Origin of the sequence: Streptomyces sp. YGL11-2 (assembly GCF_050054615.1) — a bacterium.
In the GTDB taxonomy this organism is placed as follows: Bacteria; Actinomycetota; Actinomycetes; order Streptomycetales; family Streptomycetaceae; genus Streptomyces.
The window spans coordinates 84,626-101,425 of sequence record NZ_JBNHIN010000011.1; the positions used below are offsets into that span (position 1 = coordinate 84,626).

17 protein-coding genes are annotated in these 16,800 nt (G+C 73.3%); 13 read left to right on the forward strand and 4 right to left on the reverse strand.

Annotated features, from left to right (window positions below; all coding sequences use genetic code 11):
- The first annotated feature begins 213 nt into the window (after window positions 1-213).
- The gene (locus ACO1BR_RS15185) at window positions 214-1,803 is read left to right on the forward strand and encodes a hypothetical protein (RefSeq protein ID WP_426795575.1); all 1,590 of its coding nucleotides are present in this window, start codon (window positions 214-216) and stop codon (window positions 1,801-1,803) included.
- A gap of 305 nt (window positions 1,804-2,108) precedes the next feature.
- Window positions 2,109-2,369, forward strand: coding sequence for a hypothetical protein (locus ACO1BR_RS15190; RefSeq protein WP_426795576.1), 261 nt, complete (start codon window positions 2,109-2,111; stop codon window positions 2,367-2,369).
- A 261-nt stretch (window positions 2,370-2,630) separates the two neighbouring features.
- Here the strand turns inward: ACO1BR_RS15190 and ACO1BR_RS15195 are convergent, their stop codons facing one another.
- The 3 genes from ACO1BR_RS15195 to ACO1BR_RS15205 form a co-directional block, all read right to left on the reverse strand.
- Window positions 2,631-3,293 carry a hypothetical protein gene (locus ACO1BR_RS15195; RefSeq protein ID WP_426795577.1) on the reverse strand — a complete coding sequence of 221 codons (663 nt, stop codon included), beginning with the start codon at window positions 3,291-3,293 and terminating at the stop codon, window positions 2,631-2,633.
- Between the two features lie 165 nt (window positions 3,294-3,458).
- Window positions 3,459-3,614, reverse strand: coding sequence for a hypothetical protein (locus ACO1BR_RS15200; RefSeq protein ID WP_426795578.1), 156 nt, complete (start codon window positions 3,612-3,614; stop codon window positions 3,459-3,461).
- 568 nt (window positions 3,615-4,182) lie between these two features.
- Window positions 4,183-4,491 carry a chaplin gene (locus ACO1BR_RS15205; RefSeq protein WP_426795579.1) on the reverse strand — a complete coding sequence of 103 codons (309 nt, stop codon included), beginning with the start codon at window positions 4,489-4,491 and terminating at the stop codon, window positions 4,183-4,185.
- Window positions 4,492-5,567: 1,076 nt separating this feature from the next.
- On the opposite strand from ACO1BR_RS15205, the gene ACO1BR_RS15210 reads away from it, so the two are divergent.
- From ACO1BR_RS15210 to ACO1BR_RS15245, 8 genes are all read left to right on the forward strand, one after another.
- Window positions 5,568-5,909: a tyrosine-type recombinase/integrase gene (locus ACO1BR_RS15210; protein WP_426795580.1), complete on the forward strand. Its 342-nt coding sequence runs from the start codon at window positions 5,568-5,570 to the stop codon at window positions 5,907-5,909.
- Between the two features lie 84 nt (window positions 5,910-5,993).
- Complete coding sequence (gene glmS / locus ACO1BR_RS15215) at window positions 5,994-7,841, forward strand: glutamine--fructose-6-phosphate transaminase (isomerizing) (RefSeq protein WP_426795581.1); 1,848 nt, start codon at window positions 5,994-5,996, stop codon at window positions 7,839-7,841.
- A 4-nt stretch (window positions 7,842-7,845) separates the two neighbouring features.
- A complete protein-coding gene (locus ACO1BR_RS15220) occupies window positions 7,846-8,214 on the forward strand; it encodes a holo-ACP synthase (protein WP_426795582.1) in 369 nt (122 codons plus the stop codon).
- Window positions 8,215-8,311: 97 nt separating this feature from the next.
- On the forward strand, window positions 8,312-9,742 hold the full coding sequence (locus ACO1BR_RS15225) for an NAD(P)H-hydrate dehydratase (protein ID WP_426795583.1): 1,431 nt from the start codon (window positions 8,312-8,314) through the stop codon (window positions 9,740-9,742).
- A 253-nt stretch (window positions 9,743-9,995) separates the two neighbouring features.
- The gene (gene alr, locus ACO1BR_RS15230) at window positions 9,996-11,183 is read left to right on the forward strand and encodes an alanine racemase (RefSeq protein ID WP_426795584.1); all 1,188 of its coding nucleotides are present in this window, start codon (window positions 9,996-9,998) and stop codon (window positions 11,181-11,183) included.
- The gene (locus ACO1BR_RS15235) at window positions 11,180-12,475 is read left to right on the forward strand and encodes an alpha/beta fold hydrolase (protein ID WP_426795585.1); all 1,296 of its coding nucleotides are present in this window, start codon (window positions 11,180-11,182) and stop codon (window positions 12,473-12,475) included. The genes alr and ACO1BR_RS15235 overlap by 4 nt, the downstream gene beginning before the upstream one ends.
- A 70-nt stretch (window positions 12,476-12,545) precedes the next feature.
- A complete protein-coding gene (gene tsaE / locus ACO1BR_RS15240; RefSeq protein WP_426795586.1) occupies window positions 12,546-13,082 on the forward strand; it encodes a tRNA (adenosine(37)-N6)-threonylcarbamoyltransferase complex ATPase subunit type 1 TsaE in 537 nt (178 codons plus the stop codon).
- 197 nt (window positions 13,083-13,279) lie between these two features.
- Window positions 13,280-13,540: a hypothetical protein gene (locus ACO1BR_RS15245; RefSeq protein WP_426795587.1), complete on the forward strand. Its 261-nt coding sequence runs from the start codon at window positions 13,280-13,282 to the stop codon at window positions 13,538-13,540.
- Window positions 13,541-13,600: 60 nt separating this feature from the next.
- Here ACO1BR_RS15245 and ACO1BR_RS15250 read toward each other — a convergent pair whose 3' ends face one another.
- Entirely contained in the window at window positions 13,601-14,176 is a 576-nt protein-coding gene (locus ACO1BR_RS15250) for a hypothetical protein (protein WP_426795588.1), read from the reverse strand.
- 137 nt (window positions 14,177-14,313) lie between these two features.
- Here ACO1BR_RS15250 and tsaB point away from each other — a divergent pair, with 137 nt between their 5' ends.
- The 3 genes from tsaB to tsaD all read left to right on the forward strand — a co-directional run bounded on the left by tsaB (window position 14,314) and on the right by tsaD (window position 16,741).
- The gene (gene tsaB, locus ACO1BR_RS15255; protein ID WP_159503211.1) at window positions 14,314-14,973 is read left to right on the forward strand and encodes a tRNA (adenosine(37)-N6)-threonylcarbamoyltransferase complex dimerization subunit type 1 TsaB; all 660 of its coding nucleotides are present in this window, start codon (window positions 14,314-14,316) and stop codon (window positions 14,971-14,973) included.
- 80 nt (window positions 14,974-15,053) lie between these two features.
- Window positions 15,054-15,605, forward strand: a complete 552-nt coding sequence (gene rimI / locus ACO1BR_RS15260; protein WP_426795694.1) for a ribosomal protein S18-alanine N-acetyltransferase — start codon at window positions 15,054-15,056, stop codon at window positions 15,603-15,605.
- A 5-nt stretch (window positions 15,606-15,610) separates the two neighbouring features.
- Entirely contained in the window at window positions 15,611-16,741 is a 1,131-nt protein-coding gene (tsaD, locus tag ACO1BR_RS15265) for a tRNA (adenosine(37)-N6)-threonylcarbamoyltransferase complex transferase subunit TsaD (RefSeq protein WP_426795589.1), read from the forward strand.
- Window positions 16,742-16,800 lie beyond the last annotated feature (59 nt).

Sequence of the window (16,800 nt, forward strand, 5' to 3'; positions counted from 1 at the left end):
CCGCGCGGGTGTTGAGGGGCGTCCGCGGTACGGGGCGGGCGGCCGGCAGGGCGTGCGGATGTGAGCCAGATCATCCGTTTACGGCGGGTGAACGGGTGTTTTGCCCGCGGTGCGCATGACAGGATCTTGCGGATCGTTACCAGCGGGTAGCGGTTCGGCCGGGTGTCAACTTCCCCGGTCCGCCCCACACTTCACCCCCCTCAGGATCCAACTGTGCGCAGATCCACCAGATTTGCCCGTTCCGGGATTGCCCCCTTACTGGCCGTCGCCACCGCTTCGCTGCTCGTCGCCGGGTGCGCGGGACCCGGGTCCGGTGCGCCCGCGGCCGCCGGCTCCGGCGCGGAGCCGGCGGCCGCGGAGTCGACGGCCGTGCCGCAACTGGCCGTCCGGGCCGCCGACGCCGATGCGGGCGGTGGCACCCCGAGCGCGGTGGCCCGGCCGGGCGGCGCCAAGGGGCGGCCGGCCACGAAGTCCGCGCTCACGATCGCGTCCTTCGACCGGAAGAGCGGACGGGCCGTCATCGCCTCCTCGGCGGTGCGGCCTTCGCCGAGCACACCGGGCGCCCGGCCGACGCCGTCGCCGTCCGGTAGCCCGTCCGGCAGTCCGTCCGCCGGTCCGGCCGGTCCGTCCGTCACGCCCTCCGACGGTCCGTCGCAGAGCGCGCCCGCGCCCAAGGCGGACGTGGCCGTCGGTGACGTCATCGCCAGCGCCCCGGCGCCCGGCGCGCCCCGGGGCGTGCTCGCCAAGGTCACCCGGGTCGTCGGGCGGACCGGCCACGGCACCGAGGTCGCCACCGCGCCGGCCACGCTCGACGCGCTGCTCGGCGACGCCACGGCGCACGGCACGGTCCCCGTCGACCCGCGCTCGGTGACGGTCGAACCCCTCGCCCCCAAGGTCAAGGTCTCCTGGGCCAGGAACGGCGGCCTCCACTTCGGCCCGCACGGCGCCCAGTTGCCCCTCGGCACCCTGCGGCTGGACGTCGGTGCCGCGCTGCCCACGCCCCCCGGCGGGCCCGTGTCCGCCGAGGCGTCGGCCGCCGGATACGTCCAGCTCGCCCCCGAGGTCGACTTCTCCTACGAGGGCAGCAAAGGCGACAAGGGCAGCAAGGGCGACAAGGGCAGCAAGGGCGACAAGGGCGGTGGTGTCGGCGGGGCTTCGCTGACCCTGACCGGCGCCTGGTCCTCCCAGTGGGAGCTCAAGGGCCGGGCGGCCGCCTCCACCGGGGCACAGCCGCTGCGCGTGCCCTTCGCCAAGCTGCACGCCGACCCCGTCGTGCAGGTCGGGCCGGTGCCGGTCGTGGTCAACCTCGACCTCACCTGCTACCTCCAGATCGACGCCGACGGCAAGGCCGCCGTCGACGTCAAGCAGGACCTCAAGGGCGACTTCGCGGTCGGCGGCAGCTACCGGCAGTCCGCGGGCTGGGCCCCGATCGCCCGCGCCGAGATGCACAGCACGCCCGTGCGGGCCACCGTGTCCGCCGCCGGCAAGGTCAAGGCCGGCCTCGGCGCGGAGGCCGGCATCGGCCTCTACGGCAGCCTCGGCGTGACCGCCACCGTCGCCCCGTACCTGCGCGCCGACGTGGCCGGCAGCGCCACCGCCGCCACGGACGGCTCCGCCTCCGCCACCGGCCGCTGGGCCGCCTTCGGCGGCGTCGACCTCTCGGGCGCGCTCCGTGCGCACCTCGACATCTTCGGTACGCCGATATTCGAACGCCGGGTACCGCTGGGCCCGTTGAACCGGGAGTGGAAGCTGGCGGAGGGGGAGGGGACGGTGAGCCGGGCCCCTGCGGGGGCGCGGCACTGAGCGGGACCGGGGCGCGTCCCCGGAGGCCGTGCAGGGTCCGTGCGGGGGCCGCTCCGGCGACCCCCGCCGCCGCGCGCGCCCGTACTCCGCCCGTCGCGGGGCGGCGCGTATCGGCCGGTGACGGTGACGGTGGGGATGGAGTCAGGGAGCACGCGGATTCCTGAGATCCGTCCGATGGGTCATGTGACGGATACGCAGTCAGCGAGAAGGCTCGGAGCGACCTGGCCGGTTCAGGTGTAGGCCACCAAGATCCGGGCAGGCGGCGGTGGAGAACGGACCACGCACTACGGACCACGGACTACGGGGTGAACACCATGCATGGCGGCGGAGGGTTCAGCGGGGGCGGCCACCACGGGGGTGGGTTTGGCGGCCACCATCACGGCGGGGGGCTGGGCCACCACGGCAGCCACCACCATCACACCGGGGACTCGCAGGGTTTCGTCGGGATTCCCTCGTTCCGGCGTCGTGGTTCGTCAGGCGAAGCCGCGGGAGTGGCTCCCCTGCCCGTGGCGCTGGGGCTGCTGCTGGCCGGGCTCATCATCGGGGCGCTGCTGGCGGGCCACTAGGGGCTGCCTGATGGGTCGGTAATGGCCTGTATCGCGGGGGGTGATGCGCTGCGCCGAGCATGCGAACGCCCCGCCGACCAGGGGGAGTCGACGGGGCGTACGTTCAGTTTCCCGGCACGCCGGAGGCGCCACCCTTTAGGTCACGGCTTGACAACGGCAACAAGTCGCGTTCCCGAAACTCGTTTGACCTTGTCGCGCAGCTCACCGTCCCGCCTCCAACCAAGCGCTGGGTCGTGGAACAGGGCTGAAGCGTGATGCTGGTCAGGCGGGCATCGGCCGTCGGAAGGCGAGGTACTGCTCTCGCCATTCACTGATCGGGCGCCTGCCCCAACGGACCTTGTTCCCGGCGGCATCGACGCAGCAGACGTACTTGCCCTTGAACAGGTACAGGTCGCCAGGGCTGCGCTCGTCGACGAAACACGTGTCGATGTCGGCGTCGAAGGGGTACTCCGACCGCCAGTCGACGATCTCCTGCGGGGGTGTGCGGACCTTGTTTCCCCCCGAGTCGACCTTGCTGACCTGGCTTCCCTTGAAGAGGTACAGGTCGCCGGGGCTGTACTGGTCGACGAAGCAGGCGTCGATGCCGCCGCTGAACGGGTACTCGCTGCGCCACTTCGAGATCTTCTGGGGCTCCCACCGGCGTTTGTCGCCACCGGAGTCGACCAGGCACACCTGATCCCCCTTGAAGAGGTACAGGTCGCCGGGGCTGCGCGGGTCGGCGAAGCAGGCGTCGATGCCGTCGCTGAATGGGTACTGGCCGCGCCACTCCGAGATCTCCCTGGGGGACTCCCACCGGCGCTTGTTACCGCCTGCGTCGACCAGCAGGACCTTGCTCCCCTTGAAGAGGTACAGGTCGCCGGGGCTGCGCAGATCGACGAAGCAGGCGTCGAACATGGAGTTGGCTGCGTGGTTCGATTGCGGCACTGTCAGTTCTCCTTGCTGTGGAAAGTGCTGATGTCCGTGAACCGCCAGGGCGCGTCCGGTGGGTCATGCTGATCCCGGTCCACCGGGCGCTACCGAGGGCGGGCGGGTACGTGATCCCCCTGCCCGCTCCCAGGCTGATGGGTGATGGGGGTGAGGGGATGTCGCTCAGTCCCCGCCGCCCCGGCCCCAGTCGTCCCCGCCTTGGTCCTCATTGATGAGGCCCACGGCCTTGTCGACTGCGTCGTGAACCTTGTCGGCGTTCTCGTCCGCGGTGCAGCGGCCCCCCACCCGCCCCGTGGGCGCATCCACCAACCTGGTCATCGCGGTCTCCTTGCGGTGATCGAATGCACTCTCTTCTCCCCGGGAAGGCCGTCCGATATGCGCATATATTGCTTAGATATGCCAAATTGGTGATGCATGCTGGAGGCCATCAAGACTGAACCGCTCTGGCAGTGGCATAGCGACCAGGCGTATCGCGGCCCGACGCGAACGGGATGGCAAGCCCAGTGGGGGCCTCAAGGACAGGCGAAATGCGAGGAACGCACATCCGATGGTTGCGCTGATGGCCGCACTGAGGGGCGCTCACGACAGGCGCTCACGACAGGCGCCCGGAGGTGGCCACGCACCGGCGGTAGGGCTGTGCGCGGCCGTCGCGGGCTGGCTCCCGTAAACGGTCCGGGCCCGTCCGGCGCTCGTAGGTGTGGCCGGACAGTCGGACGGTGTGGAGCGGCGCGGGCGCCCGCAGCCGGTTGTTGACGTCCTTGGGCAGGACGAGCAGGGCCGAGCCCTCGTGACGGTCGGCGCCCGGGCATCCGATCCGGCAGGGCTGAGTCCGGCTCGGTACGGCCCTGCGGACCGGATGGTCCGCAGGGCCTTGGTACGAAACCGATCAGTCCTCGTCCTCGTGGTGGTGCCGCCCGTGATGGCGGTCCTCTTCGTGGTGGACCACCGGGTGCACGTCGGAGTTGATGCAGGTGTTCCCGAAGGCCGGGTTCAAGACGCCGACCACGTTGACCGTGTTGCCGCAGATGTTGATCGGCATGTGGATCGGCATCTGGAACAGGTTGCCCGAGGCGAAGCCGGGTGACTTGACGGCGGCGCCCTTCGCACCGCTGTCCGCCATAGCCGCGCCCGTCGACACTCCCGTCGCGATGCCGGCCGCCATAAGGACCATGGCAGCCTTCTTGGCAGTGTTCACGGATAGTCCTCCTACGGTTGTCCGTTAACCCAGTCGCTGGATTACACGCTGCCAACGCCTGGCCGCCTCCTACGGCACGACAACCGGTGGTGAAACCTCCTTGCGGCCCAACCGGCTTATGAGCATCGGTTGAGCAGGCCAGATGAAATTTCACCGTGTTGCCCGACACGGCGGCCGGAACGTGTTCGGGAACCTTGGCAACCGTGATCGGGCTTCCGCATCCGCTGATCGGATGAACCGCGCCTTTCGGCCGCGTTTCCCCTTCGCCTGAGTCGTTGTCGGACAGGAAAAGAGAAGGACGCTCTTCACTGGGCTGAGGTAAGACAGCGACCGGTCCTTCCTCGCGGGACGGACCGGTCGTTCCCTTTGGGTGTAGGGCGGTACTCGGGCCCGCGTCCTTACCGTGAGCGGGGTCTCTGCCGAGGGCGACCGACCGCGGCCCAGCACGCCGAAGGCCGGGAGCCTTGTCCTGAGGTGCGGTCGACAACTCGCGTCGACCACTGGCGCCCTTCGAGCAGAAGCAACGGGGCATCGAGTAAAGGAAGTTTCCGGGGCACGCCGGAAGCGGCTCCAGCTGTAGGTCGCGGATCGACAACGGCGCAAGTTGTCGGCTGGAGCCGTCCCGACATCCCCTCAGACCGGGAACCTTTGCGGAGACCACCTGTTGGTCTTTCACCGCCGTGCCCACAACGACGCCTCCAGCCCCGAGCCGACTGACGATGGCCGGCTGGTCCGGTACTGGGACGCTCCACAGCCGCCTTATCCGCACCCATTCCGGCGGGCGGGTGCTGCTCCAGCGCGATGCGGCGCTGCCAACGGCGGAGCCGGAAACATCCCTGCACGCCCTGCCGTTGACGCGTTGGTGATCGTCCGAGGGCGCCGCTACTTCGCCCCGCCCAAGCGGGGTGGGACTCGCGTCGCCGGCCACCCCGACGCGCTCGCCAAGCGGCTGCAAGCGCACGCGGAACGTTGACCGGCAAAGCCCGTCACTCTGCCGTGGGGGATACGGACAAGCCCACCGCGGACAAGGAAACGGACAAGGAAACGGACAAGGAAAGCGCGAGCGCGCGCCGCGTATGCACTCGCTGGTCGCGACCAACTCGCGGGGCGGCGGCCGGTTCAAGGACTGGTGGGACGAGAACGTCTGGCGACCGGACCTCGGGGAGGCCGGAACCACCGGCTGCAAGGTGCCGGAGGACGAGTCGTCGGGATGGGCGCCGAGCGGGGAACACGGGCTCCATGCGCTCCGCCACACCCACGCCTCGACGCTGCTCGAAGCGGGGGAGTCGCTGGTGCTCGTGGCACGGTGGCTCGGTCATGAGGACCCGGCGTTCACTCTGAGAACATACAGGCACGTGATGCCGGACTCCGGTACCCGTGGCCTTGAGGCGCTCGACGCGTGGGTCGGGGGAGGCTGAAACTCCCCACGGACTCCCCAGAGGGTGTCAGGGGCGGTAAGTGGCACCTTAAGTCGCTGGTCAGGCGGCCATGAAGGGGTTGGTATGTGCGGAATCGTGGGATACGTGGGCGGGCAGAGCGCCCTGGACGTGGTACTCGCCGGGCTGAAGCGGCTGGAGTACCGGGGCTACGACTCGGCGGGCGTCGCGGTGCTGGCCGACGGGGGGCTGGCGGCGGCCAAGAAGGCGGGGAAGCTCGCCAATCTGGAGAAGGAGCTGGCGGACCGTCCGCTGCCCGCGGGGTCGACGGGGATCGGGCACACCCGGTGGGCGACGCACGGTGGGCCGACGGACGCCAACGCGCATCCGCATCTGGACAACTCCGGGCGGGTTTCGGTCGTCCACAACGGGATCATCGAGAACTTCGCCGCGCTACGCGGGGAACTGGCCGAGCGCGGCCACCAGTTGGCGTCCGAGACGGACACCGAGGTGGTCGCGCATCTGCTGGCCGAGGCCTACTCCTCGTGCGGTGAGCTGGCCGAGGCGATGCGGCAGGTGTGCCGGCGGCTGGAGGGCGCGTTCACGCTGGTCGCGGTGCACGCCGACGCACCGGACCTGGTGGTCGGGGCGCGCCGCAACTCCCCCCTGGTGGTGGGGATCGGAGAGGACGAGGCGTTCCTCGCCTCGGACGTGGCGGCGTTCATCGCGCACACCCGGGAGGCCGTCGAGCTGGGGCAGGACCAGGTCGTGGAGCTGCGCCGGGACGGGGTGACGGTCACCGATTTCGAGGGCGCGCCCGCACAGGTGCGGAACTACCACGTCGACTGGGACGCCTCGGCCGCCGAGAAGGGCGGCTACGACTACTTCATGCTCAAGGAGATCGCCGAGCAGCCGAAGGCGGTCGCGGACACGCTGCTGGGCCGGATCGACGCGGCCGGGGTGCTCGCGCTGGACGAGGTGCGGATCCCGCCGGCGGTGCTGCGGGAGATCTCCAAGGTCGTCATCGTGGCCTGCGGGACGGCGTACCACGCGGGGATGATCGCCAAGTACGCCATCGAGCACTGGACCCGGATCCCCTGCGAGACCGATCTGGCCAGCGAGTTCCGCTACCGGGACCCGATCCTCGACCACCGCACGCTGGTGATCGCCATCAGCCAGTCCGGCGAGACGATGGACACGCTGATGGCGCTGCGGCACGCCCGCGAGCAGGGCGCGCGGGTGCTGGCCATCTGCAACACCAACGGCTCGACGATCCCGCGGGAGTCCGACGCGGTGCTGTACACGCACGCCGGGCCGGAGGTCGCGGTGGCGTCCACGAAGGCGTTTCTGACGCAGCTGGTCGCGGTCTACCTCGTCGCGCTGTACCTGGCGCAGGTGCGCGGGACGAAGTGGGGCGACGAAATCCAGGACGTGGTGCGCGAGTTGGCGGCCATCGGGACGCAGGTGCAGCAGGTGCTGGGCACGATGGAGCCGGTTCGGGAGCTGGCCCGCGGCCTCGCGGACCAGAACACGGTGCTCTTCCTCGGCCGGCACGTGGGCTATCCGGTGGCGCTGGAGGGCGCGCTGAAGCTCAAGGAGCTGGCGTACATGCATGCGGAGGGGTTCGCGGCCGGGGAGCTGAAGCACGGCCCGATCGCGCTGATCGAGGAGGGCGTCCCGGTCGTGGTGGTCGTCCCCTCGCCGCGCGGCCGGTCCGTGCTGCACGACAAGATCGTCTCCAACATCCAGGAGATCCGGGCGCGCGGTGCCCGCACCATCGTGATCGCCGAGGAGGGGGACGAGGCGGTGGTGCCGTATGCGGACCATCTCGTCCGCATCCCGCGGACGCCGGTCCTGCTGCAGCCGCTGGTCTCGTCGGTGCCGCTCCAGGTGTTCGCCTGCGAGCTGGCCACCGCCCGCGGCAACGAGGTCGACCAGCCGCGCAACCTCGCCAAGTCCGTCACGGTGGAGTGACCCGGTGATCATTGGGGTCGGGATCGACGTCGCGGAGATCGACCGGTTCGAGGCGGCGCTGGAACGGACGCCGGAGCTGGTGCACCGGCTGTTCGGCGAAGCGGAGGTGCTGCTGCCGAGCGGCGAGCGGCGCGGGAGCGCCTCGCTGGCGGCCCGGTTCGCCGCCAAGGAGGCGCTGGCCAAGGCGCTGGGCGCGCCGGGCGGGCTGCACTGGACCGACGCGGAGGTGTACGTCGAGGACAGCGGGCAGCCGCGGCTGCGGGTACACGGCACGGTCGCGGCGCGCGCGGCCGAACTGGGCGTGCGGTCCTGGCATGTGTCGCTCAGCCATGACGCGGGCGTCGCCTCGGCGGTGGTGATCGCCGAGGGGTGACGCGGGCGTCCGGGGGCCGTACGGCGCCGCCGGTGGTGCGGGGGTCTCGCGTGTGGCTTGCGGGGCCCCCGCGCTGATGCGGTGTGAGACTGGCCGTATGAGGACTGCCTACAGCGTGGCGGCCGTGCGGGCCGCCGAGCGGGAACTGATGGACCGGCTGCCCGAGGGGGCCCTGATGCAGCGGGCGGCGGCCGGACTGGCCGTCTCTTGCGCGGAGTTGCTGGGGCGGGTGTACGGCGCCCGGGTGGTGCTGCTGGTGGGCAGCGGCGACAACGGCGGCGACGCGCTGTACGCCGGGGCGCGGCTGGCGCGGCGCGGCGCCGGGGTGGCGGCGGTGCTGCTGACGCCCGATCGGGCCCACGCCGGCGGGCTGGCCGCGCTGCGGGCGGCCGGCGGTTGGGTGTCGCACGACCCGCTGCGGGACCTCGGCCGGGCCGATCTGGTCGTGGACGGGATCGTGGGCATCGGCGGACGCGGTGGACTGCGCCCGGAGGCCGCCGAACTCGCCCGTGCGGCACGGGAGTCGGCGATCGTGGTGGCGGTCGACCTGCCGAGCGGGGTGGACGCGGACACCGGCGAGGTGCGCGGGGACGCCGTACGGGCCGACGCGACGGTGACGTTCGGCGCGTACAAGCCCGGCCTGCTGATCGACCCGGCGCGGGAGCGGGCCGGTGCGCTGCGGCTGGTCGACATCGGGCTGACCCCGCCCGCGACCGCCGACATGGAGGCGCTGCAGCACGCGGACGTGGCGGAGCTGCTGCCGCGGCCGGCGACGGAGAGCGACAAGTACCGGCGGGGCGTGGTCGGGGTCGTCGCCGGGTCCGCGCGCTATCCGGGGGCGGCGGTGCTGGCGGTGGCCGGGGCGCTGCGCGGCGGTGCCGGTGCGGTGCGGTACGTGGGGCCGGCCGCGGACGCGGTGCTGGCGCGGTTCCCGGAGACGCTGGTGCACGCCGGACCGCCGGACAAGGCGGGCCGGGTGCAGTCGTGGGTCATCGGGCCGGGCATCGGGGACGAGTCGGGGGCGCTGGAGGAGGTGCTGGCGGCCGACGTGCCGGTGCTGGTGGACGCGGACGGGCTGCGGTTCCTGTCCGCGGACCGGGTCCGGCGCCGGACCGCCGGGACGCTGCTGACGCCGCACGCCGGGGAGGCCGCGGCGCTGCTGGGGCGGGCCCGGGAGGAGGTCGAGGCGGCGCGGCTGGCCGCGGTGCGGGAGCTGGCGGAGCGGTACGGGGCGACGGTGCTGCTGAAGGGGTCGACGACGCTGGTGGCGGATCCGGACCCGTCCGTTCCGGTGCGCGTCAACCCCACCGGCACGGGGTGGCTGGCGACGGCCGGGAGCGGGGACGTGCTGTCCGGGGTGACCGGGGCGCTGCTGGCGGCGCGGCTGGCGCCGCGGGACGCGGGCTCGGTGGGCGCGTACCTGCACGGGCTGGCGGCGCGGCGGGCGGCCGGGCCGGAGGGCACGCCGATCGTGGCGTCGGAGGTGGCCGGACATCTCGCGGCGGCGTGGGGCGACGTGGTGGGGTGACGTGGCGGGGTGTCTGGGGTGACGCTCCGTGCCCGGCCGACCGCCGGGTGTTCCGGCCGCGGCCCGGCCGGCCCGGCGCACCGCACCGGAACCGGCCGCCCCCGGCCGCACCCGCCAGGTCGGGAAAAGGCCCGGTCACACCGTACGGAGCCGGCGCCGCGGCCGGTTGCGGCACGGCCGCGGCGGCACCAACGCGGGCTTTTCCGCGTCGGTTCCCGGGGGCGCGGGGGCGTGGCCTGAGACACTGAGGGGGATGAACGAGACAGCGAAGCGTGCGCGTGCCGCCATTGACCTTGCCGCCGTGCGGTCGAATGTCCGTGCCCTGCGGGGCCGCGCACCCCGGGCGGAGCTGATGGCCGTGGTCAAGTCCGACGGCTACGGCCACGGCGCGGTGCGCTGTGCGCGGGCCGCCCGGGAGGCCGGGGCGGGCTGGCTGGGGACGGCGCTGCCGGAGGAGGCGTTCGCGCTGCGCGCGGCCGGCGACACCGGGCGGCTGATGTGCTGGCTGTGGACGCCGGGCGGCCCCTGGGGCAGGGCCATCGAGGAGGACGTCGATGTCTCGGTGAGCGGGCTGTGGGCGCTCGGCGAGGTGGTGGACGCGGCGCGCGGTTGCGGCCGGCCGGCCCGGGTCCAGCTCAAGGTCGACACCGGGCTGGGGCGCAACGGCTGCCAGCCCGCCGACTGGGCGGAGCTGACCTCCGCCGCCCGCGTCGCCGAGGCGGCGGGCCTGCTCAAGGTCACCGGCGTCTGGTCGCACTTCGCCTGCGCCGACGAGCCGGGGCACCCGTCCGTCGCCGCGCAGCTGGCGGAGTTCCACCGGGCGCTGGCGGTCGCCGAGGAGGCCGGGCTGCGGCCCGAGGTGCGGCACATCGCCAACACACCGGCGCTGCTCACCCTCCCCGAGGCCCACTTCGACCTGGTACGGGCCGGAATCGGGATATACGGCATCTCGCCCGCCCCGGAGGTCGGCACGTCGCAGGACCTGGGGCTGCGGCCGGTGATGACGCTGGAGGCGTCGCTGGCGTCGGTCAAACGTGTCCCGGGCGGCCACGGGGTGTCGTACGGGCATCTGTACACGACGCCCGGGGAGACCACGCTCGCCCTGGTCCCGCTCGGCTACGCCGACGGCATCCCGCGGCACGCCTCCGGGTCCGGCCCGGTGCTGGTGGCCGGGAAGTGGCGGACGGTGGCGGGCCGCGTCGCGATGGACCAGTTCGTGGTGGATCTGGGCGGCGACCCGGCCGCGGCCGGGGAGATGGCCGTGCTGTTCGGGCCGGGCGACCGCGGTGAGCCGACCGCCGAGGACTGGGCGGTCGCGGCCGGAACGATCGGGTACGAAATCGTCACGAGGATCGGGAGCCGGGTGCCGCGCGTCTATGTCGACAGTGAGGTGCGCGACCGGACCGGAGAAGACACGGCGTTGACGGGGGGCGTGGCATGACCGAGGGAACGGAGGCCGCGGCGCAGGCGGTCGAGACGGCGGTCGAGGCCGCCGGGAACTGGGCCAGGGCCGGCCGCCAGGCGGGCTTCGCGGGCATGGCGATCGGTGTGGTCGCGGCGGGCGCGGCGGCCGGGGTGGCCATAGAGCGGATGACGGTCGGCCGCGGGATGCGCCGCCGGGCCCGGCTGGCGCTGGACGCGGCGGGGCCGTTCGGCACGCTGCGCGGCACCCCGGGGGCGGCGATCGCCGAGGACGGCACCGCGCTGTACTACGAGGTCGACGAGCCGGGGGGCCGGCAGCCGGGCAAGGCCGCCAAAGACGGCCGGAACGTCAAGGCTCCGCGGCTGAGCAAGGAGGTGCGGGCCGCCCAGGAGGCGCACAGCGGGCTGCGCAAGCGGCTGACGACCGCGCTGGGCCGGCGCGTGCCCGCGCCGACGGTCGTCTTCAGCCATGGCTACTGCCTGAGCCAGGACTCCTGGCACTTCCAGCGCGCCGCGCTGCGCGGCTCGGTCCGCACCGTCCACTGGGACCAGCGCAGCCACGGCCGCTCGGCCCGCGGCCACGGGCAGATCGACGGTACGGAACCGGTCACCATCGACCTGCTGGGCCGGGACCTGAAGGCGGTGCTGGACGCCGCGGTGCCCGAGGGGCCGATCGTGCTGGTCGGGCACTCCATGGGCGGGATGACGGTGATGGCGCTGGCCGACCAGTTCCCCGAGTACGTCGCGGAGCGCGTGGTCGGGGTGGCCCTGATCGGGACGTCGGCGGGGCGGCTGAGCGAGGTCGGGTTCGGACTGCCGTCGATGGGCTCGAAGGCGTTCCACTGGCTGGCGCCGGGCGTGCTCAGGGCGCTGGGCTGGCAGAGCGAGATCGTCGAGCGGGGGCGGCGGGCCACCGCGGACCTCTTCGCGGGGCTGATCAAGCGCTACTCCTTCGGCACCCAGGACGTGGATCCGGCCATCGCGCGGTTCGGGGAGCGGCTGATCGAGGCGACCCCGATCGACGTGGTCGCCGAGTTCTTCCCGGCCTTCGCGGTGCACGACAAGACCGACGCGCTGGTGGCCTACGACAACGTGCCCGCGCTGGTCCTCGCCGGGGAGAAGGACCTGATCACGCCGGCCGAGCACAGCCGGACCATCTCCGAGGTGCTGCCCAACGCCGGGCTGGTCTGCGTCCCGGGCGCCGGGCACCTGGTGATGCTGGAGCGGCCCGAGCTGGTCAACGAGCACCTGGTGGCGCTGGTGGAGCGGGCGAGCGAGGCGGCCCGCAGTTCGCGTACGGCGCGCGCCTGAGCGGCGCCCCGGCGGCGGCCCCGGTCGCGGTACGGGACCGCCGCCCCGTCCGGGCCGTACCATTTGCGGCATGAGCACCACTGGCGCGATTGCCCATGTAACCGTCAAGTCCCCTGACCAGATGCGGGAGTTGGGCCGCAGACTGGCCCCGCTGCTGCGCCCCGGCGACCTGGTGCTGCTCACCGGCGAGCTGGGCGCGGGCAAGACGACGCTGACCCGCGGCCTGGGCGAGGGCCTGGGCGTACGCGGCGCGGTGACCTCGCCCACCTTCGTCATCGCCCGGGTGCACCCCCCGCTGACCGGCGGTCTGGCGCTGGTGCACGTCGACGCGTACCGCCTCGGCGGCGGGCTGGACGAGATGGAGGACCTGGACCTGGACGTCTCGCTGCCCGAGTCGGTGGTGGTCGTGGAGTGGGGCGAGGGCAAGGTCGAGGAGCTGTCCGAGGACCGGCTGCACGTGGTCATCGGGCGCGCGGTGGGCGCGGCGGCGCCGGGCGAGGCCGATGGCCACCCCGAGGACGACGTGGACGACGTGCGCGAGGTGACGGTCACCGGCGTGGGCGCGCGCTGGGCGGACGCCGGGCTGCCGGAGCTGGAGCTCTGCTGACCGGGCCGTGACGGCGGTCGCCGGGCGGGCCGCCGGGCCCCGCACGGGGTCCCGCACCCGGTAGTTTCCGACAAGCCGTCGGCATGATGTTGCGCGCGCGGTGCCGGACATGGTCACATGGGTGGGAGAGCCCTGGTTAGGTGTGCCTAAGTAAAGCCTGACCTCCGCAGCTTGCCCCAAAAGCCCGGGAGGCGTCCATGTCCCCCCACCAGCCTGCAGCCCATACGGCCGGGCGCGCCGAGCAGGACGCGCGGAAGACGCCGCCGTCGATGAACGAACTGCTGGCGGCGTGCGCCGCGGCCAGCGCCGTCTCCACGCCCCCCGGCGCCCCGGAGGAGAGCCGCGCGGTCAGGCGGGACGCGGCGCAGGAGACGGGCGAAGCGGGCGAGGCCGACGAACCGGACGGTGGTGCCGGGCCCGGAGGCGGCGCGTCCACCCCGGGGCGCGATGCGGCGTAGCCCGTAGGGGCGAAGCGCCGGGGCCCGGGGAGCCGGGCCGCCGGTCTCGGCGGAGCGGGCTCAGGACACCACGACGATCTTCGCGCCGCGCAGCGCGAAGTCCCACAGCGCCTTGCCGTCGTCCCGCGACTCCCGGATGCCGCCGGTCTTCTTCGCGCCGTCCGGCGCGGGCGTGGCCCCGTCGACGGCCGCACTGAAGCCGACGACCACCCCCTTGACGACGGCGAACCGCACGACGTGCTCGATCGCCACCCCGTCCGAGCCGGTCACGCTCACCGACCGCGAGGTCACCGCGTACGCGCCCGGGGCCGGGTTCACCGTGCTCGGCGACACCGGGAAGGTCCGCAGCGCCTTGCCGTCCGCGCCGACCAGCCAGACCCGCTTGGCGCCCAGTGCGTACACGACCCGCTTGCCGGTGCCGGACGCCGCCGGGACCGGAGCCGGGGCGGCGGGACTCTGCTCCTTCTTGCCGGCCTGGTCGTGGGCGGCCGGCTTGCGGTCGGCGGCGGGGCCGTCACCGCGGACGGCGGTCAGCGGGGCGGACGCGGAGGCGGACGCCTGGTAGCCGAGCACGCCGACGGCGACCAGGGCGGCTGCGGTGAGCGCGGTGACGATCGTGCTGCTCTTAGCGGGCACCGCGGTGCCACCTTTCCGTACGCTCCCGGCCGCGGGCGGGGAGACTGCTGGCTGTGCTTACTGCGCTGGCTGTGCTGACTACGGGCCGACGGTAGCACCGCACCGGGCACCGCCGGCCGCGCCGTAGTCTTGGGAGCGTGCTGTTGCTAGCTCTTGACACCGCCACCCCCGCCGTCACGGTCGCGCTCCACGACGGCTCCCGCGTCCTCGCCGCCGCCGCCGAGGTGGATGCCCGCCGGCACGGCGAGCTGCTGCTGCCCGCCGTCGACCGGGTGCTGGCCGAGGCCGGCCTGAAGCTCGACGCGGTCAGCGACATCGTCGTCGGCGTGGGCCCCGGCCCGTACACCGGACTGCGGGTGGGGCTGGTGACCGCCGCGACCTTCGGGGCGGCGCTGGACGTGCCCGTCCACGGCCTGTGCTCGCTGGACGGCATCGCCTACGCCTCCGGCCTGACCGAGCCCTTCGTCGTGGCCACCGACGCCCGCCGCAAGGAGGTCTACTGGGCGCGCTACGCGGATGCGCACACCCGCCTGACCGAGCCGGCCGTGAACCGCCCCGCCGAGATCGCCGACGAGGTGGCCGGGGTCCCGGCCGTGGGCGCCGGCGCGCTGCTCTACGACACCGTGTTCACCGGCGTACGCCGCGACGGGCCGGAGCACCAGTCCGCCGCCGCGCTCGCCGGGCTGGCCGCGCGGAAGCTGGCCGCGGGCGAGGAGCTGCTGCCGCCCCGGCCGCTGTACCTGCGCCGCCCGGACGCCCAGGTGCCGGCCAACTACAAGGTGGTCACCCCGCGTTGAGTGCCCGCCCGTCGCCCGACTACCGCCCCTCAACGGCACCGCTGCCCGGCGGCACCCCACAACCCGTCGTGCTGCGCGAGATGCGCTGGTGGGATCTGGAACCGGTGCTGGAGCTGGAGCGCGACCTCTTCCCCGAGGACGCCTGGTCGCCCGGCATGTTCTGGTCCGAGCTGGCGCACGCCCGCGGGCCGCTGGCCACCCGCCGCTATCTGGTCGCCGAGTTGGAGGCACCGCCGCGATGGGGGTCCCCCCGGACGGAGTCTGGGGGAGGTGCCGTCGAGGGGCGGTCGGGCGACGGGCGGGGCGGCCGGATCGTCGGCTACGGCGGGCTGGCCGCCGTCGACGGCACCGGCGACATCCAGACCATCGCCACCGCCCGCGACCAGTGGGGCACCGGCCTCGGCGCCCGGCTGCTGTCCGAACTCCTCGGCGCCGCCACCGACTTCGAGTGCCGCGAGGTGCTGCTGGAGGTGCGGGTCGACAACGTCCGCGCGCAGCGCCTCTACGAGCGCTTCGGCTTCGAGCCGATCGGCTTCCGCCGCGGCTACTACCAGCCCGGCAACGTCGACGCCCTGGTGATGCGCCGCACCACCCAGACCTCCTCCGAAGCACCCTCCGTACAAGGAACTTGAGAACCATGGCTGACTCAGCTGACTCCCGCGGCGGACCGCTCGTCCTCGGCATCGAGACCTCCTGCGACGAGACCGGTGTCGGCATCGTCCGCGGCCACACCCTCCTCGCGGACGCGGTCGCCTCCAGCGTCGACGAGCACGCCCGCTTCGGCGGTGTGGTGCCGGAGGTGGCCTCCCGCGCCCACCTGGAGGCGATGGTCCCCACCATCCAGCGCGCGCTGAAGGACGCCGGGGTCGCGGCGAGCGACCTGGACGGCATCGCGGTCACCGCCGGCCCCGGCCTGGCGGGCGCCCTGCTGGTCGGCGTCTCGGCCGCCAAGGCGTACGCCTACGCCCTGGGCAAGCCGCTGTACGGCGTCAACCACCTCGCCTCGCACATCTGCGTCGACCAGCTGGAGCACGGCCCGCTGCCGGAGCCGACCATGGCGCTGCTGGTCTCCGGCGGCCACTCCTCTCTCCTGCTGGCCCCGGACATCACCTCCGACGTACGGCCGCTGGGCTCGACGATCGACGACGCGGCGGGCGAGGCGTTCGACAAGGTGGCGCGGGTGCTCAACCTCGGCTTCCCCGGCGGCCCGGTCATCGACCGCTGGGCCCGCGAGGGCGACCCGGAGGCGATCCGCTTCCCGCGCGGGCTGACCGGCTCCCGCGACCCGCGCTACGACTTCTCCTTCTCCGGTCTGAAGACCGCGGTCGCCCGCTGGATCGAGGCCAGGCGGGCGGCCGGCGAGGAGGTGCCGGTGGCGGACGTCTCGGCGTCCTTCCAGGAGGCGGTCGTCGACGTGCTGACCCGTAAGGCCGTCCGCGCCTGCAAGGACAGCGGCGTGGACCACCTGATGATCGGCGGCGGGGTCGCGGCCAACTCCCGGCTGCGGGCGATGGCCCAGCGCCGCTGCGAGGACGCCGGCATCCGGCTGCGGGTGCCGCGGCCCAAGCTGTGCACCGACAACGGCGCGATGGTGGCGGCCCTCGGCGCGGAGATGGTGGCCCGCAACCGCCCTGCGTCCGCCTGGGACCTCTCGGCGGACTCCTCGCTCCCGGTCACCGAGACCCACGTCCCGGGCCCCCACGGCCACGACCACGCACCCGACCATGATCACTTTCATGAGCTGAGCAAGGACAACCTGTACTCCTGACGGCGGCTCCGCCCGGCACAGGTCTTACCCTGGAGCGGCACAGGCGCGGGCACGGGGAG